This is a genomic window from Rhodococcus spelaei (genome assembly GCF_006704125.1).
Lineage (GTDB): Bacteria > Actinomycetota > Actinomycetes > Mycobacteriales > Mycobacteriaceae > Rhodococcus_G > Rhodococcus_G spelaei.
This window is the reverse complement of record NZ_VIGH01000001.1, coordinates 631,600-658,373: the sequence shown is the minus strand read 5'-3', so window position 1 is coordinate 658,373 and position 26,774 is coordinate 631,600. Positions and strand designations below refer to the sequence as shown.

The 26,774-nt window shown below is 69.8% G+C and carries 32 protein-coding genes and 1 riboswitch; of the genes, 13 read left to right on the top strand and 19 right to left on the bottom strand.

Translation table 11 applies throughout. The features are described from left to right. Positions 1-570 (bottom strand): dihydrofolate reductase family protein, encoded by a 570-nt coding sequence (locus FK531_RS03015; RefSeq protein ID WP_142095120.1) that lies wholly within the window; start codon positions 568-570, stop codon positions 1-3. Between the two features lie 68 nt (positions 571-638). Between FK531_RS03015 and FK531_RS03010 the strand changes: the two genes are divergently transcribed. Next, positions 639-1,214, top strand: coding sequence for a TetR/AcrR family transcriptional regulator (locus FK531_RS03010; RefSeq protein ID WP_142095119.1), 576 nt, complete (start codon positions 639-641; stop codon positions 1,212-1,214). Between the two features lie 19 nt (positions 1,215-1,233). On the opposite strand, the gene FK531_RS03005 is transcribed toward FK531_RS03010, so the two are convergent. Next, positions 1,234-2,292: a YeiH family protein gene (locus FK531_RS03005; protein WP_142095118.1), complete on the bottom strand. Its 1,059-nt coding sequence runs from the start codon at positions 2,290-2,292 to the stop codon at positions 1,234-1,236. 102 nt (positions 2,293-2,394) lie between these two features. Here FK531_RS03005 and FK531_RS03000 point away from each other — a divergent pair, with 102 nt between their 5' ends. Continuing rightward, positions 2,395-3,366 carry a LysR family transcriptional regulator gene (locus FK531_RS03000; RefSeq protein WP_142095117.1) on the top strand — a complete coding sequence of 324 codons (972 nt, stop codon included), beginning with the start codon at positions 2,395-2,397 and terminating at the stop codon, positions 3,364-3,366. A gap of 94 nt (positions 3,367-3,460) precedes the next feature. Here the strand turns inward: FK531_RS03000 and FK531_RS02995 are convergent, their stop codons facing one another. The 6 genes from FK531_RS02995 to dacB all read right to left on the bottom strand — a co-directional run bounded on the left by FK531_RS02995 (position 3,461) and on the right by dacB (position 10,469). Next, a complete protein-coding gene (locus tag FK531_RS02995; protein WP_142095116.1) occupies positions 3,461-4,912 on the bottom strand; it encodes a glycoside hydrolase family 5 protein in 1,452 nt (483 codons plus the stop codon). 115 nt (positions 4,913-5,027) lie between these two features. Further along, positions 5,028-6,365 (bottom strand): amidase, encoded by a 1,338-nt coding sequence (locus FK531_RS02990; protein ID WP_142095115.1) that lies wholly within the window; start codon positions 6,363-6,365, stop codon positions 5,028-5,030. 58 nt (positions 6,366-6,423) lie between these two features. Next, a complete protein-coding gene (hpt, locus tag FK531_RS02985) occupies positions 6,424-6,978 on the bottom strand; it encodes a hypoxanthine phosphoribosyltransferase (protein ID WP_142095114.1) in 555 nt (184 codons plus the stop codon). 37 nt (positions 6,979-7,015) lie between these two features. Then, on the bottom strand, positions 7,016-8,041 hold the full coding sequence (gene tilS, locus FK531_RS02980) for a tRNA lysidine(34) synthetase TilS (protein ID WP_246097796.1): 1,026 nt from the start codon (positions 8,039-8,041) through the stop codon (positions 7,016-7,018). After that, positions 8,017-9,084, bottom strand: a complete 1,068-nt coding sequence (locus FK531_RS02975; protein ID WP_142095113.1) for a zinc-dependent metalloprotease — start codon at positions 9,082-9,084, stop codon at positions 8,017-8,019. The genes tilS and FK531_RS02975 overlap by 25 nt, the downstream gene beginning before the upstream one ends. Next, positions 9,081-10,469: a D-alanyl-D-alanine carboxypeptidase/D-alanyl-D-alanine endopeptidase gene (gene dacB, locus FK531_RS02970; RefSeq protein ID WP_142095349.1), complete on the bottom strand. Its 1,389-nt coding sequence runs from the start codon at positions 10,467-10,469 to the stop codon at positions 9,081-9,083. The genes FK531_RS02975 and dacB overlap by 4 nt, the downstream gene beginning before the upstream one ends. 153 nt (positions 10,470-10,622) lie before the next feature. Between dacB and FK531_RS02965 the strand changes: the two genes are divergently transcribed. Continuing rightward, positions 10,623-11,114: an inorganic diphosphatase gene (locus FK531_RS02965; RefSeq protein WP_142095112.1), complete on the top strand. Its 492-nt coding sequence runs from the start codon at positions 10,623-10,625 to the stop codon at positions 11,112-11,114. 80 nt (positions 11,115-11,194) lie between these two features. On the opposite strand, the gene FK531_RS02960 is transcribed toward FK531_RS02965, so the two are convergent. Then, entirely contained in the window at positions 11,195-11,827 is a 633-nt protein-coding gene (locus FK531_RS02960) for an MmyB family transcriptional regulator (protein ID WP_246097794.1), read from the bottom strand. 2 nt (positions 11,828-11,829) lie between these two features. Further along, entirely contained in the window at positions 11,830-12,051 is a 222-nt protein-coding gene (locus tag FK531_RS22585; RefSeq protein ID WP_246097792.1) for a helix-turn-helix domain-containing protein, read from the bottom strand. A 144-nt stretch (positions 12,052-12,195) separates the two neighbouring features. Here FK531_RS22585 and FK531_RS02955 point away from each other — a divergent pair, with 144 nt between their 5' ends. Both FK531_RS02955 and lexA read left to right on the top strand, forming a co-directional pair. Continuing rightward, positions 12,196-12,789, top strand: a complete 594-nt coding sequence (locus tag FK531_RS02955; RefSeq protein ID WP_142095111.1) for an NADPH-dependent FMN reductase — start codon at positions 12,196-12,198, stop codon at positions 12,787-12,789. 61 nt (positions 12,790-12,850) lie between these two features. Beyond that, positions 12,851-13,513 (top strand): transcriptional repressor LexA, encoded by a 663-nt coding sequence (lexA, locus tag FK531_RS02950; protein ID WP_142095110.1) that lies wholly within the window; start codon positions 12,851-12,853, stop codon positions 13,511-13,513. A gap of 12 nt (positions 13,514-13,525) precedes the next feature. Here the strand turns inward: lexA and FK531_RS02945 are convergent, their stop codons facing one another. The 4 genes from FK531_RS02945 to FK531_RS02930 form a co-directional block, all read right to left on the bottom strand. Beyond that, complete coding sequence (locus FK531_RS02945; RefSeq protein ID WP_142095109.1) at positions 13,526-13,804, bottom strand: RNA polymerase sigma factor; 279 nt, start codon at positions 13,802-13,804, stop codon at positions 13,526-13,528. 193 nt (positions 13,805-13,997) lie between these two features. Continuing rightward, positions 13,998-15,683 (bottom strand): MDR family MFS transporter, encoded by a 1,686-nt coding sequence (locus FK531_RS02940; protein WP_142095108.1) that lies wholly within the window; start codon positions 15,681-15,683, stop codon positions 13,998-14,000. After that, entirely contained in the window at positions 15,680-16,168 is a 489-nt protein-coding gene (locus FK531_RS02935) for a MarR family winged helix-turn-helix transcriptional regulator (protein ID WP_246097791.1), read from the bottom strand. The genes FK531_RS02940 and FK531_RS02935 overlap by 4 nt, the downstream gene beginning before the upstream one ends. A 131-nt stretch (positions 16,169-16,299) precedes the next feature. Then, on the bottom strand, positions 16,300-17,127 hold the full coding sequence (locus FK531_RS02930) for a crotonase/enoyl-CoA hydratase family protein (protein WP_142095106.1): 828 nt from the start codon (positions 17,125-17,127) through the stop codon (positions 16,300-16,302). Between the two features lie 150 nt (positions 17,128-17,277). Here FK531_RS02930 and FK531_RS02925 point away from each other — a divergent pair, with 150 nt between their 5' ends. Beyond that, a complete protein-coding gene (locus FK531_RS02925) occupies positions 17,278-17,793 on the top strand; it encodes a 2-oxo-4-hydroxy-4-carboxy-5-ureidoimidazoline decarboxylase (protein WP_142095105.1) in 516 nt (171 codons plus the stop codon). On the opposite strand, the gene FK531_RS02920 is transcribed toward FK531_RS02925, so the two are convergent. Next, complete coding sequence (locus tag FK531_RS02920; RefSeq protein WP_246097789.1) at positions 17,794-18,348, bottom strand: TetR/AcrR family transcriptional regulator; 555 nt, start codon at positions 18,346-18,348, stop codon at positions 17,794-17,796. It abuts the gene before it with no gap. Positions 18,349-18,526: 178 nt separating this feature from the next. Here FK531_RS02920 and FK531_RS02915 point away from each other — a divergent pair, with 178 nt between their 5' ends. The 5 genes from FK531_RS02915 (at position 18,527) to FK531_RS02900 (ending at position 21,676) form a co-directional block, all read left to right on the top strand. Next, positions 18,527-19,657, top strand: a complete 1,131-nt coding sequence (locus FK531_RS02915; protein WP_435531002.1) for an ABC transporter permease — start codon at positions 18,527-18,529, stop codon at positions 19,655-19,657. Positions 19,658-19,799: 142 nt separating this feature from the next. After that, positions 19,800-20,273, top strand: a complete 474-nt coding sequence (locus FK531_RS02910; RefSeq protein ID WP_142095104.1) for a YbaK/EbsC family protein — start codon at positions 19,800-19,802, stop codon at positions 20,271-20,273. A 41-nt stretch (positions 20,274-20,314) separates the two neighbouring features. Continuing rightward, positions 20,315-20,386: a putative leader peptide gene (locus FK531_RS22940; protein WP_354003502.1), complete on the top strand. Its 72-nt coding sequence runs from the start codon at positions 20,315-20,317 to the stop codon at positions 20,384-20,386. Between the two features lie 22 nt (positions 20,387-20,408). Beyond that, the gene (locus FK531_RS02905; protein WP_142095103.1) at positions 20,409-21,017 is read left to right on the top strand and encodes a flavin reductase family protein; all 609 of its coding nucleotides are present in this window, start codon (positions 20,409-20,411) and stop codon (positions 21,015-21,017) included. A gap of 134 nt (positions 21,018-21,151) precedes the next feature. Beyond that, on the top strand, positions 21,152-21,676 hold the full coding sequence (locus FK531_RS02900) for a winged helix-turn-helix domain-containing protein (RefSeq protein ID WP_142095102.1): 525 nt from the start codon (positions 21,152-21,154) through the stop codon (positions 21,674-21,676). 83 nt (positions 21,677-21,759) lie between these two features. Here FK531_RS02900 and FK531_RS02895 read toward each other — a convergent pair whose 3' ends face one another. The 4 genes from FK531_RS02895 to FK531_RS22210 form a co-directional block, all read right to left on the bottom strand. Further along, positions 21,760-22,380 carry an LLM class flavin-dependent oxidoreductase gene (locus FK531_RS02895; protein WP_142095101.1) on the bottom strand — a complete coding sequence of 207 codons (621 nt, stop codon included), beginning with the start codon at positions 22,378-22,380 and terminating at the stop codon, positions 21,760-21,762. Positions 22,381-22,519: 139 nt separating this feature from the next. Beyond that, entirely contained in the window at positions 22,520-23,839 is a 1,320-nt protein-coding gene (locus tag FK531_RS02890; protein WP_142095100.1) for an aminotransferase class V-fold PLP-dependent enzyme, read from the bottom strand. Positions 23,840-23,888: 49 nt separating this feature from the next. Then, positions 23,889-24,002, bottom strand: a riboswitch (SAM riboswitch). Beyond that, a complete protein-coding gene (locus tag FK531_RS02885; RefSeq protein ID WP_181762790.1) occupies positions 23,981-24,313 on the bottom strand; it encodes a hypothetical protein in 333 nt (110 codons plus the stop codon). Its footprint overlaps the riboswitch before it by 22 nt. Positions 24,314-24,348: 35 nt before the next feature. Continuing rightward, complete coding sequence (locus FK531_RS22210; RefSeq protein ID WP_181762789.1) at positions 24,349-24,513, bottom strand: hypothetical protein; 165 nt, start codon at positions 24,511-24,513, stop codon at positions 24,349-24,351. Positions 24,514-24,771: 258 nt separating this feature from the next. Here FK531_RS22210 and FK531_RS02880 point away from each other — a divergent pair, with 258 nt between their 5' ends. Then, the gene (locus FK531_RS02880) at positions 24,772-26,010 is read left to right on the top strand and encodes a L,D-transpeptidase (protein WP_142095099.1); all 1,239 of its coding nucleotides are present in this window, start codon (positions 24,772-24,774) and stop codon (positions 26,008-26,010) included. A 94-nt stretch (positions 26,011-26,104) separates the two neighbouring features. After that, positions 26,105-26,758: an SDR family oxidoreductase gene (locus FK531_RS02875; RefSeq protein WP_142095098.1), complete on the top strand. Its 654-nt coding sequence runs from the start codon at positions 26,105-26,107 to the stop codon at positions 26,756-26,758. The last annotated feature ends 16 nt before the right edge of the window (positions 26,759-26,774 follow it).

Sequence of the window (26,774 nt, the reverse complement as noted above, 5' to 3'; positions counted from 1 at the left end):
TCATGCCCGGATGTAGTTCAGCGCCAGCGTGCCGTTGTCGAAGGTGCGGGTGTCGGTGAGGGTGAACATCGTCGGCCGGAACTCGCCGGAGAACGCCGGAATTCCGGTCCCCGCGACGACCGGGTACAGCTTGACGATCATCTCGTCGATCTCGGGCAGCAGGGACGCGGCGAGCTTGCCGCCGCCGGCCAGGTAGATGTCCCTGCCCTGCTCCTGCTTGAGCCGCCGGACCAGGTCGATCGGGTCGTCGGCCGTCACCTCGACGTCCGGGTGGTCGACCACGCCGAGGGTGGTGGATACGACGTACTGGCGTAGCGGGCTGTAGGGGCTGGCAATGTCGACGGCCAGCGCCGGCTCGTAGGTGCCGCGCCCCATGATCAGCGTGTCGTATCGCACCGGCTCGGCCTCGAGCCCGATTGCCTGGCGGACGTGGGCCGGGACCACCTCGGGGAACTGGGCGTTCATGTAGGCCATGAGGTCCTCGCCCACCGGATAGAAGTCGTACTCCCCGCTCGGGCCGGCGATGTAGCCGTCAAGGGAGACGCCGACGTAGTAGACCAGCTTCCGCATAAACGACTCCGTTCGTAGTACTCTGTCTGCAGTGGTTTGAACGTAGTACTACAGCAGGAGTGGTGTCAATGCGGCAGAACGTGGAACGACGGGCGGCGTTGGTCGACGCCGCAATCGAGGTACTCGCCGCAGAGGGGGCCCGTGGCCTCACGTTCCGGGCCGTCGACAAGCAGACCGCGGTGCCGGCGGGCACGGCCTCCAACTACTTCACCAGCCGCGACGACCTGCTCACCCAGGCCGGCGGGCGCATCTACGAACGACTCCAGCCCGACGCAGCAACGATCGCGACCAGCCTGTCCGGTCCGCGCGACAGGGACCGGGTGGCGCAGCTGATGCGCGAACTCGTCGACCGAATCAGTGCGTACCGCACCGGATACCTCGCACTGCTGGAACTCCGCCTCGAGGCGACCCGCCGCCCCGAACTACGCGCGGTGCTCACCGCCAGGATCCGCGCGGACGTCGACGCGAATGTCGCCTACCACCTGGACTCCGGACTGCCCGGGGACGCGACCACCGTGGTCACGCTGTACCTCGCGATGAACTGGCTGATCGTCGAGCACCTCACGCTCCCCGACGTCTTCCCCGAGGGTGAAATGCACGAGCTGGTCACCCGCGTCGTGGACCGGGTCGTGCCACAGTCCTGAGCCCGGTGCCCGCCGGGTCCTAGGTCACGATCCAGACGCCCAAGAGGGCGACGACCGCGACCCACACCGTGGAGACGGCCGCCAGGACGAACGGGCGCGGACCGACCGAGCGAAGCAGTGACACACGGACACCGACGCCGAGGGCGAACATGGCCGCGGTCAGCAGTGCGGTCTGCACCAGCTTCGCGTGCTCGATCACCGCACCGGGCAGCAGTCCGGACGAACGCAGCGCCACGCAGCCGAGGAACCCGAGGACGAACATCGGCACCAGCGGCGGCTGCGTGGAGTTCACCTTGCCGCGCCCGGAGGCGTCCCGCCGCTGCCGCGCACCGAGGTAGGCCATCACCGGGGCCAGCATCAGCACCCGTGCCAGCTTCACGACGGTCGCCACCGCCAGGGCCCCACCCCCGACGATGCCACCGGACGCCACGACCTGCGCCACCTCGTGGATCGAGCCGCCGGCCCACATCCCGGCCTGCCGCTCGCTCAGCCCGAGCAGGTCGGCGAGCAGCGGGATCGTCGGGATCATCAGCGTGCCGAAGACGACGACCAGCGCGACCGCTGTGAGCAGTTCCTCTTCCCTGGCGTCGACAACCCCGTCGGCAGCGGCGACAGCGGCGGCGCCGCAGATCGAGAACCCACAGGCGATCAGGACGCGTTGCGTCCACGACAGGCCCAGCAGCTTCCCGGCGTACATCGTGCCGACGATGCCGAGGACGACGATCGCGACGACGACCGCGATCACCCCCCACCCGAGACCGACGACGTCACTGAACATCAACTGCAGTCCGAGCAGCGCCACGCCTACCCGCAGCAGTCGTTTGGACGAGAAGTCGAGACCCGGGCGGATCCAGCCGGGAACGCTGACCAGATTCGCGACCAGAGCGCCGAGCACGATGGCGATCAACATCGGGTTGATCGTCGGGACGAGGCGCCCGATCCCCATCGCGACGGCCGCGCCGATCACACAGAGGCCCACGCCCGCCGCAGTGCCGGACGCCCGCGACCGGGACCGCCCGTCGACCTCCCCTCCAGACGACGGCTGACACTGGGACGGCGCCTGAACTTCATGGGACATGACAATCACATTGCGGCAGCACGACCCGGACCGGTAGACCTCAATCTACCATCACCACATATCACTATGATATGTCTTGTCGAGGTGGCATATCATCGAGAGATGTTCAGTCGATGGCCGGATCTCGATGTTCTGGAACTTCTGGTGGGGGTGGACGACCACGGAAGTCTCAGCGCGGCAAGCAGAATTGCCGGCATCGCCCAGCCCAACGCGAGCCGCGCCATCAAGCGCCTCGAGGCACAGGTCGGAACACCACTGTTGCAGCGGAAGCCGACCGGGTCGACCTTGACCCCGGAGGGAACCGTGATCGCGCACTGGTCGAGGCAGGTCCTCGCCGACGCCCGTCAGCTGCTGCACGTCGCCGAGGGCATGCGCGAGAAGCGCGCCGCCGAGCTCACCATCAGCGCGAGCATGACCGTCGCGGAGCACCTCATGCCCCGGTGGCTCGGACAGTTCCGCCACGTCGATCCGAACGTGACCATCCACCTTCAGGTTCGGAACTCCACCCAGGTGTTCGCCGACGTGACTGCCGGATCCTGCGACATCGGATTCGTCGAGTCCCCGACGGTGCCACGACCGCTGCACAGCGTCGCCGTCGCCCGGGACCGCCTGATCGTCGTTGTCCACCCCGACCACCCGTGGGCACGGCGCAGGCGGGCGCTGTCTGTCGCCGAGCTCGCGGGCACCCCCCTCGTGGTCCGCGAGCCGGGCTCCGGCACCCGCACCACCCTCGACGTCGCGTTGCACGAATACGACCGGGCAGCACCACTTCTCGAACTCGGCAGTGCGGCAGCCATCCGGACCAGCGTGCTCAGCGGCGTGGGCCCCGCGGTACTGAGCTCACTGGCCGTGTCCGATCAGTTGGCGGCCGGCGACGTGAAGGCGGTGGAGGTGGACGGTCTCGACCTCGAGCGCACTCTACGCGCCGTGTGGCGACCGCCCCGCCAACTCGAGGGACCCGCCGGCGACCTCGTCAGGCTGGTACGTCGCGCTGCGCGCCTGCACATGACGACGGGCAATCAAGTTGCGGCGGAACCCATCCCGGACAGTTCACGATCATCACGGTCGGGGTGATCCGGAGCATTGAAACCCTGAGCTGCACGATCGTCCGCGCGAACTACGCCGGACCTGTCGCGAGAGTTCTCCTCCCCCAACAGGTCTGGTTGCATCATTCCATTGTCGCCGAGTAGTTCCCGTCCGCCCTCGCGGTCATTCGCCATCCGCCGTCGACCCGGCTCAGCTGCACGTCCGAGAGATTGGCGGTGCGCAGTCGCGGCTCCTGCGCCCCCGGGCACCACGCCTCGACCAGACCAGTCCCCTTGCCCGCGAAACCGATCGCGGTCACCTCCGTCAGCTCGCCGGGAACCGCACGCGGGTACGGGCGGGACAGTGCGGTGGCGACGCCGTCGAGCAGACCCAGCGGGGTGCCGGACGGGCAGTCGACGCGATTGAGGTTCTCCTGGGGTTTGTCGGTGTTGCCGTCCCGCACGGCATGGGGGTCGCCACACGCCTGGGTCCACGACCACCACGCGCCGCCGATGCGGTACCGGTTCATCGCATCGGTGAATCGGTCCGTGTCGGCCGCCGCGGCGTCACCCCACCAGCCCCACTCGCCCGTCCACAGGGGTGCCTCGTAGCCGGCCGCCGCGTCGGCTGCGATCTTGAATCCCTCTTCGAGAGTGGGGAAGTCACTGCTCACGGTGATCGACTGGCTGTACAGATGCGGTGAGAAGACGACGAGCGGGTCCGACACGTAGTGCCGGGGCGGCACCGCGTCCAGGCCGAAACCGGACCAGATCGCACTCGGCTCGAAGATGGCCAGATGGGCGAACCCGCCCGCTTCGGCCCGTCGGATCGCCTCGATTGCGCGCTGGTAGAAACGGCCGAGCTGGTCTGCCGCTGCGACCGGGTCCCGCAGGCCGGGATTGGGCTCGTTCAACAGGTCGTAGCCGGCCACCGCGGGTTCGCTCTTGAATTCCGCCGCGAGCCGGGCCCAGGTTTCGACGAGGTGACTCTGCACGCCCTGTTCGTCGTCGTAGAAGGACTGGAACGCGCGGGCGACCGCCGGCGAGACCTCACGAACGCCGCCGACGTTGCACGTGGTCCACCCGTGGGTGAGGGTCGCCCATTCGGGTGCGCCGTCCCACCCGATCCCCGGCTTCGTCAGCGGCGGGCACTGCTCGCCCGCCGGGGTGCCCACCGACGGACCCCACGCGTCCTGGTGCATGTCGAGCACCGTGTACAGGCCGTGCGCCTTCGCGTCCGACACCGCTTCGCGGATCCGACCCACGTAGTCCTGGTCGAACGCGCCGCGGGTGGGTTCGAGCTTCGACCACGCGACGTTCAGCCGCACCACGTTGAATCCCAGCGCCGCCATCCGCGCGAAATCGTTGCGGTCGAGTGGCATCACGGTCGGCAGGCCGGTGCCGTTGTCCGCGTAGTGGTTGAGCTGGTTGACGTTCACCCCGCGCAACAGCACCGTCCGCCCGTCGACGTCCTTGATCGTGCGATCCACGACCGTCAGCCTCGGCAACGTCCAGTCGGCCGGGGCCGGGGCCGCCGCTGCAGGTGCTGCCTGCAGGGTCAGAGCCGCGAGGGCGATCAGCAGCAGTGCGCGCACAGAGAGAGCCTTCCTATACAACCGTCCAGTTCGCTCGGAGTTTTGGCGACGCGCAACCTCTCCGAAAGCGAAAGCGGCCGAAAGACCGTCGGTCACACCGACGCGACCCGCATCCTCACACCGACGCGACCCTCGTCCATGGCAACAGCTGCTCCAGCTGCGCCGCCACCGCCAGGATCTTCCCCTCGCTACCGGGCGGCGCCGCGATCTGCACGCCGAGCGGTGTTCCGGTCTGCGGATGAATCCCGGCGGGGACGCTCGCGGCGGGCCACCCCGCCAGGTTCCACAGCGAGGGGAACGGCGCGTACCGCACGTTCGCGACAACATTCGACAGCCACGACTTCTCGCTCCACCGCGACGACGCGACGGGCACCGCGGCCAACGTCGGGGTGATCACCACGTCGTGCTCGGCGAAGTACTCGTACAGCGTCCGGTGCAGCCGCTCCACCTGCTCGGCCTTGACGAACCTGGCGAGACGTCGCCCCACCGCGGCGTGCCCGCGGGTCCGCCGCTGCAGCAGTGCGGGATCGAGATCCGCGGCGTCGGCCGCGGTGCCCGCCGTCCACCGTGCGATCAGCGGCAGCGGGTTCGCCGGATAGGGCAGCTCTGCGGTCGCGACGTGATGGCCCGACCCGCCGAGCGCGGCCGCCGCACGCTCCGCCGCCGCACGCCAGTGCGGATCGACCCGGACGAAGGCGAGCGGCGAACGCGTCGACACCGCGATCCGCAGCGAGCCGGGTTCGGTGACCTCGGCGAGGTCGGGTCGATCCGCCATCACCGACAGCAGCAGCGCCACGTCCGCGACCGTCGTCGCGATCGGTCCGTTCTCCGACATCCCGAACCACGAGTCCACGCCGAGCTCGGCGGGCACCAGTCCGCGGCCGGGTTTGATGCCGACCACCCCGCACGCCGCGGACGGGATCCGGATCGACCCCATGCCGTCGGCGCCGTGCGCGGCCGGGACCATGCCGGCAGCGACCGCGACCGCGGACCCGCCGGACGATCCGCCGGCGGTGCGGGACGGGTTCCACGGGTTCCGGGTGATCACCTCGGGGGTGTCGGTGGTCCCCCACAGGCACAGTTCGGGCACGGCCGTCAGTCCGACGACGATGGCGCCCGCAGCCCGCAGCCGCGCGACCACCGGATGGTCGGCGCTCGACGGCAACGGTGAACCGGCGCGCGATCCGTTGCCGAGCCGGTGCCCGGCGACCGGCACGTTGTCCTTGACCGCGATGGGGACCCCGGCCAGCGGCAGGTTGGCGAGGTCGCCGCGCGCGGCCAGTTCCGTCGCCTCGGCCCTGGCCTGATCGGACCGCACCGCCACGAACGCACCCAACTGCAGGTCGCGCTCGGCGATGCGGGCCAGCGCGAGCTCGACCGCCTCGGTGGGAGCGAGCGCTCCCGCGCGTACCCGGGCGGCGATCGAGGAGGCGGTGAATTCCGGGTCCATCAGACGATTATGCGCCCGAACCGCCGCCGCGACCGGCGCATCGCCGCACGTGAGGCGGGGGTCAGCCGCCGTAGACGGACGGGTCGAGCGTGCCGATGTACGGCAGGTCGCGGTAGCGCTCGGCGTAGTCCAGTCCGTAGCCGACGACGAACTCGTTGGGGATGTCGAAACCGACCCACGCGACGTCGACCTCGAGCTTGGTGGCCTCCGGCTTGCGCAGCAGGGTGACCACCTCGAGCGAGGCGGGGTTGCGGGTCGACAGGTTGCGGATCAGCCAGGACAGCGTCAGACCGGAGTCGATGATGTCCTCGACGATCAGCACGTGCCGGCCGGCGATGTCCTTGTCGAGGTCCTTGAGGATCCGCACCACGCCGGAGGACGAGGTGGACGAACCGTAGGAGCTGACGGCCATGAACTCCATCTGGGTGGGGATCGGCAGCGCCCGCGCGAGGTCGGTCATGAAGAAGATCGCGCCCTTGAGGACGCCGACGAGCAGCAGGTCGCCCTCGGGTGCGCCGTTCGGGTAGCGCTCGGCGATCGCGGCGGCCAGCTCGGCCGTCTTGTCGCGAATCTGCTCCTCGGAAATCAAGACCGATGCGATGTCGCCTTCGTACACGGCGCTTGCCCCTTTGTTGTTGTTCATTGGCAGGTGTTCATCGGCAGTTGTTCGAGCCGGACTGCTCGCCGACGAACCCGACCGACAGCCTGCCACGTCGCCGCGAGACCACCAACCTCACGCCCTCCCGTCCCCCGCCGAGCGCGACCCCGCCCTGCCCGCGCCAGCTGCCGACCAGGTCGTCGGCCGCACGCAACTGCCGGTCGGTCAGGCCCCGCGCGCCGCGGCGCAGCAGCCACGCCCGCAGCGCCCGGCGCCGCACCGCGGGCGGGGCGTCGACGAGGGCCGCGACGTCCAGTTCGTCCCCCGTACTCGCGCAGGTCAACAGCTCGACGGCCAGCTCGTCGAGGACGTCACCGTCCTCGCGCAGTTGCGCCGCGGTCCTGGTCAGGGCCTCGGCCACACCGCCGCCGAGGATCTGTTCGAGCAGCGGCAAGGCCTCGGTGCGCAGGCGCACCCGGGTGAACTCGGGGCTGAGGTTGTGCGGGTCCCGGTAGGGCGGCAGACCCAGCTCGGTACACGCCCGCTCGGTCACCGTGCGCCGAACGCCCAGCAGTGGTCTCCCCCACGGCGCGTCGTACGCACGCATCCCGGCCAGCGAGCGCGGACCGGAGCCGCGGGCCAGCCCGAGCAGCACGGTCTCGGCCTGGTCGTCGAGGGTGTGCCCGAGCAGCACCGGACGGTCGGCCCGAGCCGCGTCCAGCGCTTCGTAGCGCGTCCGTCTCGCGGCTGCCTCGAGTCCCCCCTGCCCCTCGACGGTGACGGGTAGTACCTGCGCGCTCGCACAGCCGAGGGCCCGGGCACGCTCCGCGGCCCGCGCGGCGACGTCGCCCGAGCCGACCTGCAGCCGGTGGTCGACGACGAGTGCGTGCACCGGTCCCGCCTCGACGACCGCGGCCGCGGTCAGGGCCAGCGAATCCGCCCCGCCGGACAGCGCCACCGCCACGCCCGCGTCGGCGTCGTCGTGCGCACGCACCCACCGGCGGACCGCATGCCGGACCTCGAGCAGCGCAGGCCCCTCCGGCAGCGGCCCGACCGTCAGCCCAGAACTCGGGTGATCCACTTCTCGTGGTCCTCGATCTCGGAGGTCAGCGGAAGGGTGTCGGGCCCGGACCAGATCGCGTTGAACTCGGCCATCCCGACCCGGTGGACGACACCGTCGACGAACGCCTTGCCCCGGACGTACTGGGCCATCTTCGCGTCCATCCCGAGCAGTGCCCGGATCAGCCGCTGCAGCGGGTTGCTCTGCCGAGTCCGGCGCTGGTTGAACGCCTGACGAATCCGGGCGACCGACGGCACCACGTCCGGGCCGACCGCGTCCATGACGTGATCGGCGTGGCCCTCGAGGAGTGTGCCGAGCATCAGCAGCCGGTCCAGTGCCGCACGCTGCGGCTCCGACTGGGTGGCGCGCAGCAGCCCCAGCACACCGCTGTCCTCCGGAGCCTGCTCGCCGCCGTCGCGCCGACCGCGCAGCGCAGCAGCGAGCCTGCCGATCATCTCGGTGACGGACTCCTCGCCCGTCTGCCCGAGTGTGGCGACGTTCTCGCGCATGTAGTCGGCGATCCACGGCGCCGACGAGAACTGCACCCGGTGGGTGACCTCGTGCAGGCACACCCACAGCCGGAAGTCGCTGGACGGGACCTGGAGTGCGCGTTCCACATTCAGCACGTTCGGCGCGACGAGCAGCAAAGTTCCGTGCTCTCCGGTGAACGGGTCGTACTGACCGAGGATCGCCGAGGACAGGAAGGCGAGCATGGCGCCGGCCTGCAGACCTGCGGGACGCCCGCCGAGCAGCCCCTTCGCGGCGGCCTCGTCCTCCCCGGTGAGGTTCGCCATCGACCGGGCCGCGGCACGGATCCAGCCCGGCCTGTCCACGACCATCGCCTCCGGTACCGGCAGCCCGTCCGCGAGCCCGGTGACCTCCCGGACCGGCCCCTCGGCCCGGATCGAGGCGTCCGCCAGTTCGGCGACCACCGCCTCGGCGGAGTACCGCGAGGTGGTCGGACCGGGCCGGGCGAGCCGGGCCCCGGTCCACGCCGCCAGGTCCCAGTCGACCGCGCCCGCGAACGCGCTCGACTTGTCCCCGTCCGGCCGGTCTGTGCTCATTGGCATCCGCAGGAACGCAACGTCGAGGCGACCGCGTCCAGCGCCGGTCGGCTGACGTCCGGCGGCCGGTCGTTCGACATCAGCGCGAAGGTCAGCACTCGGTTGCCGACGTCGGTGACGTACCCGGCCAACGCGCTCGCGGCGGACAGGGTGCCGGTCTTGGCCCGTACCCAGCCCGCGGCGTTGCGGTCCCCGGTGGCGTACCGGTCCGAGAGCGTTCCGGTGGCCCCCGCGACAGGCAGGTAGTCGAGGATCGGGCGCAGTTGCGGCTTGCCGTCGCCCGTCGCGGCGGTCAGCGCCTGGTCGAGCAGGCGTGCGGGAATGCGTCCGTCCACCGACAGTCCGCTCGCGTCGTGCAGGGTCAGGCCGCGCAGGTCGAACCCGCCCGAGCCGAGTGTCTGGCCGATCGCCGCTACGGCGCCCGTGAACGACGGCTCGGTACCGACCTTGGCCGCGATCTCGCGGCCGACGGCCTCGGCGAGCACGTTGTCCGAGTGCCCCATCATCTGGCCGAGCCGGTCGCGAAGCGGTGCCGACTCGACGGAGGCCAGCGGAGCCGCCCCGGACGGTGCGGTGCCGAGCGTGACTCGGGCCGGGTCGACGCCGAACGCCGCGCCGAGCAGTCGACCCACGTCCAGCGACGGGGTGGCGCTGCGCGGCGACTCGTCCTCGAGCGGCTTGAGGCGACCCCCGTCGAACATCACCGGCTCGATCGGGGCGATGTTGCCGCCGGCGATGTCGGCTGGATCCCAACCCTGTGCCAGAGCGGGTCCGACGTAGGCGCCGTTGTCGACGACGACGCTGGTGACGGTCGCACCCGCACGCTTGACCTGGGCGACCAGGTCGTCGAGTCGGGCACCGCCGGGATAGAAGCCGGGCTGTCCGGCCGGCTGCGCGGTCAGCGTCGGGTCGCCGCCGCCGACCAGCACGATCTGCCCGGGCTGCTCGCCCTGGACCACCCGGGTGGCCACCCGATGCTCGGGGGGCAGTGCGAGCAGCGCGGCCGTCGCGGTGAGCACCTTGGTCGTCGAGGCCGGGACCATCGGTGTGTCGGGTCCCTGGCTCCAGAGCACGGTGCCGGTCGCTGCGTCGGACACCATTCCGGTCAGGGTGCCGAGAGCCGGGTTGGCCAGCACCGGGCCGAGGGCCGCGGCCAATGCGGCCGGGGAGGGCATCGGCGCGTCGGCCGGCACCGGCGCGACCTGCAGGGTCGCCCGCACCGGGGCGGGCGCAGGAGTGGTCGTGGTGGTCTCGGCGCCGGCGTCGAACCCCAGGTTGGGACGCGCGATCGCGACGACCCCGGCCGCCGTCGCCAACACCAACACCCCGACTGCGCCGAGCAGAATCCGGACGCGTTTGCGCCGCTGCGCGGCCAGGGACCCCATCTTGCGGTCCTTCGCCCCTACCTTTGCCAACACCCCTCCGATGGTCGGTACCGCGTCTGGCTGCGTCGAAGCCGACTGCTGTAGTTCTCCACAGTATCGTCGACCGGTTACCCTGACCCCGCACCATCCACCGAGACAAAGCGAGGAAGAGGCGTGGAGTTCGACGTCACCATCGAGATCCCCAAGGGCCAGCGCAACAAGTACGAGGTCGATCACGAGACCGGCCGCGTGAAGCTGGACCGCTACCTCTACACCTCGTTCGGCTACCCGGCCGACTACGGCTACATCGAGAACACCCTCGGCGAGGACGGCGACCCGCTGGACGCGATGGTCCTGCTGCCCGAGTCCGTGTACCCCGGCGTGATCGTCGAGGCCCGCCCGGTCGGCATGTTCAAGATGGTCGACGAGGCCGGCGGCGACGACAAGGTGCTGTGCGTGGTCGCGGGCGATCCGCGCTGGGACCACATCCAGGACATCTCCGACGTCTCGCAGTTCGAGCTGGACGCGATCAAGCACTTCTTCGTGCACTACAAGGATCTCGAGCCGAACAAGCACGTCACCGGCGCCGACTGGGTCGGCCTCGCGGAGGCCGAGAAGGTCATCGGGGAGGCCTTCGAGCGCCTGAAGGCCAACGGCGGCCACTGAGTCGCACCAGCTCCACGAAAGTGTGGGATTCCTCCCGGAATACGGGAGGAATCCCACACTTTTCGTTTGTGCCGGGTAGCTCAGCCCGGTAGCGCGCGCAGGCCGCCGGGGCTGCGACCCACCAGCCGATCCAGCGCCGCCGCGGTGGCGGGGTCCGCCGGTAGGTGCACGAGCAGGCGTTGATCGTCGTCGGCGGACAGGTCCAGCACCTCGAACGCCAGCCGGAGCGGACCCGCCTCGGGGTGGTCCAGACGGCGGGTGCCGTTGGCCTCCGGCAGGCCCGGAATTCGCTCCAGCCGGTCGGTGAACTCCGCGCCGACCGTCACGGTCAGTTCGTCCACCAGGACAGACGTCTCCGGATCCGCGCGATACGGACCCTGCTTCAGGGTGGCGACGGCCTTGTCTGCCACGTGGTCCCAGTCCGGGTACACGGTGCGGGCACGCGGATCGGTGAACACGTAGCGCGCGAAGCTCGCGGGGAGACCGCCGTCGAGCAACCCGGTCGGCTCCATCACGCTGCGATAGGCGTCGGTGCAGACCAGGACGTCGCCGAGGCGGTTGATCACCGCCGCCGGCGCAGGCTCGAGTCGATCGAGGACCGCGCGGATTGCCGGGCGCACCACCGTGTTCGGGGCGGTCGAGCCGCGGCACGTGAATCCGGGATCCGCCGACTTCACCAAGCGGTGCAGGTGCACGCGCTGGCTCGGAGTCATGTTCAGGCTTCGGCGAGCGCCGAGAGCACGGGCGGCGAGGGATGCCGGTCGCGGCCCTGTTCCAGCCGGGTCAGGTATTCGACACTCACCCCGGCGAGCGTCGCCAGTTCCGAGCGCCGAAGGCCGGGCGTGCGGCGGCGCGGTCCCGATGGCAGGCCGACCTCGGCGGGAGTGACCGCCTCACGCCGGGTGCGCAGGAACAGGCCCAACTCGTTGTCGCTCACGATCCGAAGCTACCGCGGTCACACCCCCGGATGGTGGCCCTGCCGCTACCACGCTCCCGCCGGTCTCCCTGCGAGGCCTCGAGGACAGCAGAGTCGACGACAGCGGCCACGCGGTCGCCCCGACACCCTCGAAGGAGACTCGACATGTCCAACCCTGTGCGACTCGCGGTGATCATCGGCAGCGTCCGGGAGGGCCGTTTCGGCCCGGTGGTGGCGCACTGGTTCGCCGAGCAGGCCCGCCGGCACGGCGGCTTCGAGGTCGACGTGATCGATCTCGCCGACGCGACACTGCCGCTGGAGTTGCCGGCGGTCTCGCCGATGATGGATCCGAACCCGCCGCGCCCGGCCGGTATGACCGCCCTGACGAGCGGCCTCGAGCGTGCCGACGCCGTCGTCGTCGTCACGCCGGACATCAACCGCAGCTACCCGGCCTCGCTCAAGACGGCGATCGACTGGCACTTCACCCAGTGGGACCGCAAGGCAATCGGATTCGTCGGCTACAGCGGCGCGAGCGGCGGCCTGCTCGCCATCGAGCACCTGCGCCAGGTGTTCAACGAACTGAACGCGCACACCGTCCGCGAGTACGTGTCCTTCCCACGCTACTTCGAACTGTTCGACGCGGACGGCGCCCTGCACGATCCCACCCGCCCGGAGTCCGCCTCGGAGGCCATGCTGGACCAGTTGCATTGGTGGGCGAGCGCTTTGACGGCGGCCCGCAGTTCCGCGGCGGTTGCGTGAGCGACCGGGGCTGGCACGGCCCGGAAGTCGATTGTCGGCGCTCACCACTACCATTCGCCGCGTGACCGGATACGACGACATCGACCCGTTCGAGGGCCTCGACACCACAGCGCTGCCGCCGCGCCAGCAGCTGATTCTCGCGACCATTCGGGACTGGGTGGTAGAGCACGGGTATGCGCCGAGCACCCGGCAGATCGGGGACGCGGTCGGCCTGGCGTCCACGTCGTCGGTCTCGAAGCATCTGAAGTCACTGGAGGACAAGGGCTTCCTGCGGCGCAGCACCGCGATCTCCCGACCGGTGGACGTGCGGCCGTTCCTCCGGGGATCCGGTTCGCAGGCGTCGGGCGGGAACTCGGTGAGCGTGCCCGTGGTCGGCGACATCGCGGCCGGCAGCCCGATCCTCGCCGAGGAGCACACCGACGAGGTGCTGTCGCTGCCCCGTGACCTGGTGGGGTCCGGCACGGTGTTCGGTCTGCGGGTGCGCGGAGAGTCGATGGTCGATGCCGCCATCTGCGACGGTGACATCGTGGTGGTGCGCCAGCAGCACGAGGCACATTCGGGTCAGATCGTCGCCGCGATGATCGACGGCGAGGCCACCGTCAAGGTGTACCGCCGGCGCGGCGGGCACGTCTACCTCGAGCCGCGCAACCCGGCCTACCCGGTCATCGACGGCGACGAAGCCGTCGTGCTGGGCAAGGTCGTCTCGGTGATGCGGCGCGTCTGAGTCCGACGACCGTCAGCCGGTGGGCGCCTGGTGCAGTGTGCGCGCCATGGTGGTCAGCCCGTCGTGAAGGCGGCCGATGACGACGGTGACGTCGAGGGACAGCGTCTGTGCGACCTCGTCGCAGGACATCCCGCGGTAGTACGCCAGCACGAGCGGCTGTCGCTGTTCGACCGGCAGGGCGACCAGAGCGCGAGCGACGTCGCGCTCACCGACCAGGGTCGATGCGGGCTCCTCGGGGTTCGCGGGCGGTCCTGCCCGCGACCTGTCGAGGTGGCCCGACCGGGACCACATGTTTCTCGATCACCCCCTTCAGCGCTGCTTCCGGTGGGTTTCCGGTGGTTGTGGTGCGTGTGCACCACCTATGTTTCCGGCGAACGCCGGACCGGGGTAGCCACCCTAGGGGTGGGTTTCGCCCACCCTAGGGGTGATAGTCGCCCACCACGCGCGGGACGCCCGGACCGCTCATCCGGGCGTCCCGACTCCACTACTCCTCGGTGTCGGTCCGGGCCGCCGCCGCGAGCCCGCCGCCGATCCGCAACGGGACCTCTTTCCAGAACGCGACGAGCACCAGCGCGATCAGTGCGATCACCGTGACCGTCAGGAACACCACCGACATGGAGTCCGCGAACCCGACCTTGAACGGCTGGGCCAGGGCGGGGCTCAATTGCTGGATGACGGAGCTGTCCTTGAGCACGCTGCCCGCCGCCGACATGTCGTGATTGGCAAAACCGGTGGACAGCGCGACGTCGGCCGGGTTCGAGCTGTGCACGCCCTCGGCGACCGCCTGCCGGAAGCCGGGATCCTGTGCGGCGGACTGCAACTGACTGGTGATGTTCGGGGTGAGCTGCGCGAACAGGATGGACAGGAACACCGCGACGCCGAGGGTGCCGCCGATCTGCCGGAAGAACGTCGCGGCGGCCGTGGACACGCCCATGTCCTGCGGCGGCAGCGCGTTCTGGATCGCCAGGGTCAGCGGCTGCATCAGGTTGCCCAGGCCGAAGCCGGTGATCAGCATGAACACCATCACCAGCGGCAGCGGCGAGTCCGCGTGCACGAAGTGCAGCAGGAACATTCCGAGGGTCAGCATGCTGGCGCCGATCAGCGGGAAGATCCGGTAGTGCCCGGTCTTCGCGATGAGCTGGCCGGAGGTGATGGACCCGGTCATCAGGCCGAGGACCATCGGCAGCATCTGCAGGCCGGCCAGGGTCGGGCTCGATCCGCGCACCACCTGCAGGTACTGCGGCAGCAGCGAGATGCCGCCGAACATGGCCGCACCGACCACGATCGAGATCACCACACCGAGCGCGAAGGTGGAGTTGCGGAACATCCGCAGCGGGATCAGCGCCGCGTCCCGCATGCTCTTCTCGATGAACACGAATCCGAGCACGCCGAGCGCTCCGATCACGTAGCAGCTCACCGATGCCGCACTCCCCCAACCCCATTCGCGACCCTGCTCGGCCACGATCAGCAGCGGGACGATGCCGATCGCGAGCACCAGTGCGCCCCACCAGTCGATCCGTACGCCGGGGTGACGCACCTTGGGCAGGTGCAGCACCCGGGAGACCACGGCCAGCGCGAAGACCCCGATCGGGACGTTCACGAGGAACACCCAGCGCCAGCCGTCGATGCCGAGGATCGAGTTCTGGCCGGCCAGCAGACCCCCGAGCACCGGGCCGAGCACGCTCGAGGTGCCGAACACCGCGAGGAAGTAGCCCTGATACTTGGCGCGTTCGCGCGGGCCGACGATGTCGCCGAGGATCGCCAGCGCCAGCGACATCAGGCCGCCGGCACCGAGGCCCTGGAACGCACGGAAGGCCGCGAGCATGTACATCGACTGGGCCAGCGTGCACAGCAGCGAGCCGAGCACGAAGATGATGATCGCAGCCATGAAGAACGGCTTGCGGCCGTACATGTCCGAGAGCTTGCCGTACAGCGGAGTGGCCAGTGTCGCGGTGATCAGGTATGCGGTGGTGACCCAGGCCTGCAACGAGTAACCGTTCAGGTCGTCGGCGATGGTGCGGATCGCGGTGGAGACGATGGTCTGGTCGAGCGCGGCGAGGAACATGCCGAGCATCAGTCCGGACAGGATTGCCAGGATCTCGCGGTGGCTGAACACCCCCGACTGTGAGGTGTTCTCGACGTCCGCGGTGGGATCAGTTGCGTTGCTCATCGGGCCGTCCTCGTTCCGGAGTCGACGGCGGCGAAGGTCGGTCGCGCGTGCTCGTAGTCGGAGACGAACCGATCCATCAGCCGGGCGAAATCCTCGAGGTCCTGTCGCGGCCAGCCCGCGAGCAGACTGCCCAGCTTCTCGTTGCGCAATGTGCGGATCCGACCGGCCGCGGCACGGCCCGTGTCGGTGACGGCCAGGACGCTCGCCCGGCCGTCGGTCGGGTCGGCCAGACGCTCGACGTGGCCGCGGTCGACCAGTTGCGCGACCTGCCGGCTGACCGTGGACGGATCGGAGTACATGGCGTCGGCCAGTGCGCCCGACCGCATCGGCCCGTCCTTGATCAGCCGGAACAGGCAGGCGTAGGCGGCCGGGTCGATGCCGTCGGTTGCCTTGGCGTGCGCGATCGTCCGGTCACGCACTCGTTGCAGGCGGACCAGGTAATTGCCGATCTCGTCCGCGAGAGGTTCAACGTCTTCGGGCGTCATCATCACTCCTTGCGTGCGTCATTCAACTACTTGATGCTCGCAAGTATGTGCGGGCGCCGACCGCTCGGGCAAGCGCGAAGGCACCGTTTACCACCCCTTTGGCGGCATCCACCACCGGAAGTGCGGCGGGTTCAGCGCCCCTTGAACTCCGGCGCGCGCTTCTGGAAGACCGCTGCCATGGCCTCGCCGATGTCCTCGGACGGCAGGAAGGCCGCGTTCCAGACCGCGACGTAGCGGAGGCTGTCGTCGACGGCCGGCTTGCGGCTGTGATCGAGCACCTCCTTGACGCCCTGCACCACCAGCGGCGGGTTCGCGGCGATCTCCGAGGCGGTCGCGTGCGCGGCGGCGAGGACCGCCTCGGCGTCGGCGAACACGTCGTTGACCAGGCCGATCTTCTCTGCGCGCGCGGCATCGATGTCCTTGCCGGTGAGCGCGAGCTCACGCAGGTGCCCGTCGCCGATGATCGCGGGGAGCCGGGCGAAGCTGCCCATGTCCGCGACGATCGCGACGCGGACCTCGCGGATGCTGAACTTCGCGTCGGCGCTCGCGTAGCGGACGTCCGCCGCGGAGATCAGGTCGACCGCACCTCCGATGCACCAGCCCTGCACGGCGGCGACGACCGGCTTGCGGCAGTCGGCGACCGCGGTGATGGCGGACTGCATCTTCTTGATGTCGCCGAGGAACGTGGTGCGGGGCGCGGCCTGCGCCTTGTCGGCGAGGGCGGGACCCATCACCGGGGCCATCGCGGCGAGGTCGAGCCCGAAGGAGAAGTTCTTGCCCGCCCCGGCGAGAACGACGGCCCGCACCTCGGGGTCGGCGTCGAGTTCGGCGAAGATCTGCGGCAGTTCGCTCCAGAAGTCGGGCCCCTGGGCGTTGCCCTTGCCTGGACCGATGAGCGTCACCTGCGCGACGTGGTCCTTGCGCTCGACGGTGAAGGCGTTCCAGCTGTGTTCGGTCATTACTCAAGAGTAACCAGCGGGCCCGGCCTCACGTTAAGGCTGTGGAAATTCGTCGCGCACCGGCCCCCGGGACCACCTCCGCATCGGACAATCACCAGTGTGACCCGCACCGGACCACCAGTGCGACGCGCACCGCGGCCGGAGGTGACCATGTTGATGCACCAGGGAATCGGCCTCGACCGGTTCAATGCCCTGCCCGACCGCAGCGCCGTGCACGCGTTGTTCGAGTGTTGCTGCTCGGTGACCTGGGCCGGTCACGTCGCGCTGGGCCGGCCGTTCACCTCCCGCGCAGACCTGTTCACCTGCGCGGACTCGGGCCTGTTCGAGCTGTCCGAGGCCGACGTCGACGCCACCCTGCAATGCCATCCGGGGGTGGCGCGGCGGGCGCACACCACCTCGTCCGCACTCGAGCAGTGCGCGGTGTGGTCCCCCGACGAGGCGGTCATGCTGGCGGTGGTCGCGGCGTGCGCCGAGTACGAGCAGCGGTTCGGCTACCCGTACCTGTGGTGCGCGTCGGGGCGTGACGCCGCCGAACTCCTGCGGGACGTCACGGTCCGGCTGGGCCACTCCCCCGAGGCCGAACGCAAGACGATGGTCGGCGAACTCGCACGGATCAACCGGATCCGGATCGAGCGGATGCTGGGCCCCGAGGACGGGTACCTGTAGTCAGTCGCGGATCAGCGCGTTCGCGAACAGGCCCGAGATGGCGGACTGCACGGCCCGCTGGTCGACCTGCTCCGGGTCCACCGCGTGCTCGAGCATCAGCCCGGAGATGAGCGCCATCAGCGTGATCGCGATGTTGCGCGCGTCCAACCGGTCTGCGACCCCCCATTCGTTGGCGCGCTCGACGACCAGTTCCTCGATCTGCCCGCGCAGCCTTCTGCGCTCACGCAGGTACGCCTGGGCGAGCGACGGGTCGCGCCCGGCCTGGACCCCGAACTCGAGCACGAGCAGCGCCCAGCCGGGGTCGCCGACCAGCCAGGAGCTGATGGTCGCGCCGCCGCGACCGGCGGCGTCGGTGGCGCTCAGGCCCGCGATCTCGGCGAGCACGCGGGCGGCCAGTTCGAGGGAGCGTTCGGCGAAGAGCTCGGCGAACAGGTCCTGCTTGGACTCGAAGTTCGAGTAGACGGCGCCCTTGGTGAACCCGGCACGCCGGGCGATCTCGGTCAGCCGGGCGGCGACGAAGCCGTGCTCGGCGAACTCGTCGGCGGCAGCCGCCATCAGCCGCTGCCGGACCTCTGTCCTGGTCGGGCGGGACTGCGGTGACGCAGCTCTCCCGAAACTGTCCGAATTCACGCTTGACCCGTTCCGATCACGATACCTACGGTATTCAATACCCAGGGTATCGGCAAGGTTGACGACGAGATCCGGCATCACCGCGACAGCGAGGTAGCACCCGATGACGACCACCACCAGCGCTCCGGCGAGCGGCGACGTCGCCGCCACCGGTACCGGCGACGAGCCGCACCGGTCCACCAGCCCGACCGACAAGTACAGCCCGCGCCAGATCATGGTCGCGGTGGTACTCGGCGTCCTGCTGCTGCAGCTCGGCTTCATCACCAGCTACGTCGCCGCGTTCCACCAGCCGACCCCTCGGGACATCCCGATCGGCGTGATTGCCGACGCCGGGCTGCCCGCGGGCGTCGACCAGCAGGTGACCGACAAGCTCAACGCGATCGACGGCCGGCCCCTGCAGGCCCGTGTGCTCGCGAACACCTACGAGGCGCGGAACCTGATCGCCGACCGCGAGATCATGGGTGCCTACCTGATCAGCCCCACCGGGACCGACACCCTGATCACCGCGAGCGGCGCCGGAACCTCCGCGGCCACCGCGCTCGAGGCCATCTTCACCAAGGCGGACGCGGCCCAGCACCGCACATTCGTCGTGCGCGACGAGGTGCCCGTCTCCGTGCACGACAACCGCGGACTGTCGGGGTTCTACCTCGCGATCGGCTGGGTTGTCGGCGGCTACCTGCTGGCAGCATCGATCGGGCTGATGATCGGCGCACCGCGCACCCTGCGGGAAGCGGGCGTGCACACCGCGATCATGGCCGGCTACGCGGCCGCGTCGGGATTCCTCGGCGCGTTGATCACCACGCACCTGCTGGGGACCTTCACCGGACACCTGCTGCCGCTGTCGCTGCTCGGCTTCGGCGTGGTGTTCGCGACCGGCATCTTCACCATGGGCCTGCGCGCAGCGGTCGGCATCCTCGCGGTCCCACTCGCGATCCTGATCTTCGTGGTGCTCGGAAACCCCAGCGCCGGTGGCGCATTCGGCTCGAACGTGCTGCCCACCTTCTGGGCGACCATCGGTCGGTGGATCACCCCCGGCGCGGGCACCGAGGGCGTGCGCAGCATCGTCTACTTCCACGGCACCGGCGTGCTCCAGCCCGTCGCGACCCTCACCCTCTACGCCGTCGTCGGTCTCGCACTGGTGCTGGGATTCACCGCCCGCGCCGCCCGCCCCACCCGCCCCGTCGCTCCCCAGGTTCCGGCCACCGCCACGGCCACGGCCACGGCCACTGCGTGAACGGACCGTTCAGGTCCTCGGTAGACCTGAACGGTCCGTTCACACCCAACCCGGGATCGACAGAGCGGTACTTTCACCAGCCGGGTCGACACGGTCGCGGCAGTTGGACGGCGCGGCGGCGCGTCCGGCCATAGAGTGGGGCATGGCGAGGATTCTGCTTCCGGACGCGGCGCACGTGGCGCAGACGCTGATCTCGCGTGGCCACCACGGCGTGGTCGTCACCCGCGACGAACCAACCCACACCGCGGCCCAGGCGGCCGCAGCCCTCGAGGTCGACGTCGCCGCGATCGTCAAGTCGCTGGTCTTCCTTCTCGACGACGAACCGGTGCTGCTGCTGGTCTCCGGCGCACACCAGGTCGACCTCGAGCGGACCGGCAAGCGACTGGAGGGAACGCTCACCAGGGCCCCCGCCGCGATGGTCCGGCAGGTGACGGGCCAGCCGCTCGGCGGCATCGCCCCACTCGGGCACCCCACCAACCTGCCTACCTACGTCGACGCCGCACTCGCCGACTACCCGGAACTGTGGGCCGCGGCCGGCCACCCGAACGCGATGTTCCGGACGACCTTCCGCGAACTGGTTCGGATCACCGCGGGCCTGGAGATCGACGTCGACTGAGCCTGGCCCTATAGTGATTCGAACCGATCCTGGAGGACGAAGTGACTGACGGAGCATGGAGCCGACGACACGTCGACCTGTGCCGTGTCACCGCAAGCCTGTGTTCACGCTGATCCGACTCGTCGGCACGCACCGATGGTGCGTGCATCTCGTGCAGTCCTAGATCCGGAGAACGCCGTGTCACAGCCAGTCGAGAACCAGCCTCTCGCGAACCTTCCGCATACCTCGATCCCCGAGGACCCGATCGGCATCACCGCCGACCAGTACCGTGCGGCCATGCGCCGCTACCCCGCCGGGGTCACCATCGTCACGCTCGACTCGGGAAGCGGTCCGGTGGGTTTCACCGCGACCTCCTTCGCATCGCTGTCGCTCGACCCGCCGCTGGTCTCGTTCAACATCGCGCACTCCTCGTCGTCCATCGGGGCGCTGCACGCGGCGGACTCGCTGGTCATCCACCTGCTCGGCGAACACCAGCAGCACCTCGCGCAGCGATTCTCGCGCAGCGCCGACCAACGCTTCAGCGACGAATCGTTGTGGAAGCGCCTCGACACCGGGGAACCGGTGCTGCACGGAACGCCGATCTGGTTGCGCACCACCGTGCACCAGTTGATCCCGGTCGGCGACCACACCCTGGTCATCGGCCTGGTCACCCGGGTGCACGACGAGGACGACGCGGAGGCCGCCGCCGCCCCGCTGCTGTACCACGACGGCCAGTACTACCGACCCACACCGCTGAACGAATGAGGTCCGCGCGAATGAACGGCGCGCCCATGATCACCTCACGACCCGTGTGCGTCCCCGGGGACGGACGGGAGTGTCGCGACTGTCGTTGACCACGACCGTCGTACGCCCTCCCCTACCCTCCGCCTGGAGCCGTCATGCCCATTTCGCCCACCGGACAGCAGAATTCGACGAACGAACTCGTCCTGACCCTGCAGTTCTCACATCCCGGCTCGGCCGATCGACAGCAGTTGATCGCGTTGGCCAACGCTCTGCGCACCGCCGCCCAGGAGATCGTGCCCGGGGTCAGCACCCGGGCGCGGGTGGACACCACGCCCGCCACCACCGACCGGCGCCACAGTTCGGACGCACCGCTGCTGATCGACCTGCCCGCTCGCCAGGTACTCCTGCACGGGACGCCGGTCTCGTTGAGCCACACCGAGTTCGAGATTCTCTCCCATCTCGCGCGACGACCGCGGGTGGTGGTGTCGCGTCGGCGCCTGCTCGAACTGAGCGGCACCCTCGGCGAACGGGAGCGGACCGGACGCAGTGTGGACGTGCACGTCTCACGCGTACGGACCAAGCTGGACCGCTTCGGGTGGCTGGTCACCACGGTGCGCGGCACCGGCTACCGCTTCGATCCGGACCCGCGGGTCCGGATCGTCGCCGAACTGGCGGCCTGACCACGGGGTGATGGGAACCATCAGCCGGTCAGACCGAAGACTGGTTCCCGTCACCCTGAGGCGTCGCCGGGCGAGCGGGCAGATCAGGACGCGAGAACCCTTCTGTCGGGCGACAATCCGAACCTACCGAGCACCTCGCCGAGGATCTCGGACGGCCGGCTGAGGCCACGCTCGTACAGTTCGGGGAGCACGTCGTCGACGACGCGGTCCAGCACCCGCGGGAGCACGAGCGGCAGCAGGGTGACGCCGTCGGCGACCCCGGCGGCCCTGATGTCGGCGATGAGCCCGGTCAGCCCCGAAGCGGTGCCGACGTAGAAGATCGAGTCCGGGACCCGTGGCCTGGCAAGCCTGGCGTCGAGTCGGGCGAGTTCCCTTCGCGCACTGTGATGATCGTCGGCGAGGAGCACTTCGACATCGACCAGCACGGTCACCGAGTCCGGGTCACGCCCCTCCTCCGCAATCCCGGCGCGGATGGCCTCGCGACGCTGCTGCGCCTCGCGCAGGTCGTGGGCTCGGACGCGGACCACGGTGACCGGCTCGGCGACCAGGTCCAACGGACCCGCGGTGAGGTCGACCCAGTAGTCACTGAGCCCCAACGGGATCCGGAAATCTGTGTGTGAGGCCGACGCGGGGTGGTGTCCCGCACCGGAGAGTTCGACGGCCACGTGCAGCGGCCGGGTACGAGCAAGCGATTCAACAGACATGGCAGTCCTCGTATGTGCGTGAGTGTGTGAGGGGTCGAGGCGGACCTCAGCCCAGACACATGCCCGGCGCGGTACGGCACAGATCCACGTGACGACGGCACCATTGGGCGTCGGTCGTCACGGTTTCCATGCCCAGATGTTACCGCGCGACGGCCGAATTCGTCTCGGACGACCGGACATCGGTGCGGGCGGCAACGAACTCCGCGACCGCCGCGACCAGCCGGTCCACGTCGGCGGCATGGCTACCGAGGCCGAGGCTGGCGCGGACCGCGCCCCCGGGACGTCCGAGCCGGGCCAGCAGCGGGTGTGCGCAGAATCGGCCGTCGCGCACGCCGATGCCGTGCCGGTCGGACAGGTACGACGCGACCGCCCGCGGCTCGACCCCGTCGACGGTGAAGGTGACGATGCCCACCGAGTCCGGCGCGTCCGACCAGATCCGCAGCACGCGAACACCGTCCACTGCACTCAGTCCGGTGGTCAGCCGCTCGCACAGTGCGCGCTCGTGCGCCTCCGCACCCGCGGAGTCGAGCCCTGAGAGTGTCTCGCAGGCCGCGGCCAGCGCCGCGACGCCCAGGACGTTCGGGGTGCCGGCCTCGTGGCGCTGCGGCGCGCTCGCCCACTCCACCGCTCCCTCGGCCGAGACGTCGCGGGTGGCGCCGCCGCCCGCGAGGTAGGGCTGCGCGGCGTCGAGCCAGTCGGCCGGGCCGACCAGCGCCCCGGCTCCGAACGGGGCGTACAGCTTGTGCCCGGAGAAGGCCAGGTAGTCCACACCGAGCGCGGCGATGTCGACGCGGCGGTGCGGCAGCAACTGGGCCGCGTCGACCAGGATCCGGGCTCCGCAGTTGTGCGCGATCTCGGCGAGCCGGGCGATCGGCAGCACCTCGCCGGTGACGTTGGATGCCCCCGTGACCGCGAGCAGCGCAGCGGGACGGGCGCAGAGCTCGGCGACGACACGTCGGACCGTCTCGTCGACCGAGTCGGCCGCCTCGACCACTCGGACGCCGTTTCGCTTCCAGGGCAACAGGTTTGCGTGATGCTCGATGTCGAGAACCACGGTCTCGCCCGGTACGCAGCCGGCCAGCAGGTTCAGCGAGTCGGTGGTGTTGCGGGTGAACACCACCACGTCGTCCGCGCGCGCCCCGACGAACTTCGACACCACGTCGCGGGCGCCCTCGTAGCTGGCCGTGCACACCTGCGAGGCGTAGCCGGCGCCGCGGTGCACGCTGGCGTAGTACGGCAGCAGGTCCTGCACGCGTTCCGTCACCTGGACCAGTGCGGGGGCGCTGGCTGCGTAGTCGAAGTTGGCGTACGTGCACGAACCGCCGTCGGCGAGCGGAACGGTGAGCTCGGCACCGGATACGCGAGCGAAAGGCGCAGCCGCAGAGCAGGTCTCGCAGACACACTTCTCGGCGTCACGCGATTCGGTGGCACAGGCATCGGCGGAGAGAACGGCAGTCATGGAACATCCCTTGTCCAGGGACCCGAGAGCGATCGGTGGTTGTGCTTCGAGTCCGCGCTTGCCGTGTCCGGTCGGACAGCGGCCAGGTCGTCACCCGGGGCACCCCACCGCGGTGGAGGGTTGCCGGCCAGCAAGCCGGGGCTATCTGCTGGCACTCATGACCTGAGCAGAGAATTGCAGGCGCTCCGCCGCTTTGTCAAGCGGCCCGCTCCCGGCGAGAAGCGCGAATCGGCCGGTATCGCGCACCCCGACCAGCGGGATGTCGAGCATTCGCGCGTGCTGGACGGCCGTGGCCTCGGTGGAAGTGCACAGCCCGTCGAGCACGTCCTCGGTGGCGAGCGCGCCGAGCAGGTCACCGTCAGGCACCGGCGTCGACTCCAGTCCGTGGTGCGCGAGCCACCGCGCCACCTCGACGAAGGCGTCGGGGTCCCCGATGCACAGGACTCGGCCCGGGGTTGCAGGTGTTGATTTCACTGATGTTCCTCTCTCACAGCGGAAGTCGAGCTCGGTCATCGGATGCGTTCGGGACGGACCGCGGGTGCGCCGAACGCGGAAGGGTCCTCGTCGCGGGCGAACATCGCGGCGATACGGAACCTGATCTCCTCGGTGCTCAGGGTCCCGCCGCGCCCCGTCGCTCGCAGGCCGGTCGGCACTGTGGTCGGTGACGTGTTCATTCGTTTCCTTCCTCGGTTCTCTCGCTGCGGCCGTCTCTGCCGTTGCGGGCCTGGTACCGGGTCGGTATCCGGCGTAGATCAACTATCGCCGGGGCCGCTGCCCGTGTCTGTCCCCCGACCGGGCCTCGGATCGGACGAATCGGATGTCCCCCGATCGGTGGACGAGACGCCGGAAACGCGGCCGGCGCCGGGCGCCGATATTCTTGTGACAGTTTCGACGTGCGGTGCATCGTGTCCGCTCGAACCCGAGGAGGCATGATGACTACCCGTCTGCGGCGCAGGACACTGGCGGTGACGTGCGCGGTTGTCGCGGCGCTCACGCTCGCCGGCTGCACGATCTCGACCGACGGCAAGGCTGGGGACGGGTCCGCCGCCGCCCCGACCACCCGTCAGAGTGCCGCCGCCGTGACCGTCACCCCCGCCGACGCGGGCACCCCGGTCAGCCCGCTGAGCCCGGTGCAGGTCAACGTCGCGCAGGGCACGCTCACTTCGGTGACCCTGACCAATCCCGAGGGCAAGGTCATCCCCGGGATCCTCACCCCCGACAAGACCTCGTGGAAGCCCGGTGAGCCGCTCGGCTACGGCAAGACGTACCAGCTGGCGGTCGCGGCGGTGGACAAGGACGGCGTCGCCACGACGAAGGACTCCACGTTCACGACCGTCGCCCCGAGCAACCAGACCGCCGTGAATCTGAACACCACCGGCGGCATCTCGATCAACGACGGCGCAACGTACGGCGTGGGCATGGTGGTGGTCGCACACTTCGACGAGCAGATCGGCGACAAGGCCGCGGCCGAGAAGGCGCTGACGGTCACCACCACTCCCCCGGTGCAGGGCTCCTGGTACTGGTTGGACGACCAGAACGCACACTGGCGCCCGCAGAACTACTACACGCCCGGCACCACCGTGACGGTCGACGCGAAGATCTACGGCGCACAGCTCGGCAAGGGCCTCTACGGCCAGCAGGACGAGAAGGTGTCGTTCCGGATCGGTGACTCTCACGTCTCGATCGCCGACGACAACACCAAGATGGTCACCGTCTTCGCGAACGGTCAGGTGGTCCGGGAGATGCCGACGTCGATGGGTCGCGGCGGCACCGAGACGATCGCTGGGCAGACGTTCTCGTTCTGGACGCAGCCCGGCACCTACACGGTGATGAGCAAGGCCAACCCGGTGATCATGGACTCCTCGACGTACGGCCTGCCGATCAACTCACGGCTCGGTTACAAGGAGTCGATCAACTGGGCGACCCGGATCAGCACCGACGGCATCTACCTGCACGAGCTCGAGAGCACGGTGTGGGCCCAGGGCAACACCGACACCTCGCACGGCTGCCTGAACCTCAACGCGGAAAACGCTCAGTGGTTCTTCAACTTCGCCCAGCCGGGTGACGTGGTCGAGGTCCGCAACACCGGTGGCGCCCCGCTCGAGGTCTGGCAGAACGGCGACTGGGGCGTGCCGTGGGCGCAGTGGGTGGCGGGCAGCGCGCTGCACTGACCTCGGCCGGCACACCACCCGCGACGGGCACCCCCACCGTGCTCGCCGCGGGTAACGTGACCTCCGTTCTCCCGCTACGACGGAAGGAACCGGCATGGCACGCGTCGTCGTCATCGGCGGACACGGCAAGGTCGCCCGACATCTCGCCCGGATTCTCTCCGCACGGGCAGACGAAGTCACCGCCGTGATCCGCAATCCCGAACACACCTCCGACGTCGAGATCGTCGGTGCGACCGCGGTCGTCGCGGACGTGGAGAACCTCGACACCCCCGCCCTCGCCGAGGTCCTGCGCGGACACGATGCCGTGGTGTGGTCGGCGGGCGCAGGCGGTGGCGACCCGGCCCGCACCTACGCCGTGGACCGGGACGCCGCCATCCGCTCGATGGATGCTTGCGCCCTGGCCGGCGTCGACCGCTACCTGATGGTGTCCTACCTGGGTGCGCGGACCGATCACGGCGTCCCGCCGGACAACTCGTTCTTCGCCTACGCGGAGGCGAAGGCCGCCGCGGACGCGTACCTCCGCGAGACCGCCCTGGCCTGGACCATCCTGGGCCCGAGCACCCTCACGCTGGAACCGGGCACCGGGCTGATCGAGACCGGCCCGGACCTCACCTCGCGCACCGTCTCCCGCGAGGACGTCGCGCTCGTCGCCGCGGAGACGCTGACCAGGCCGCACACCGCGGGCAAGTTCATCGCTTTCAACAACGGCGACATCCCGATCGGCGAGGCGCTCGACTCCGTCCGCTGACGGTCGGCAGAACGGC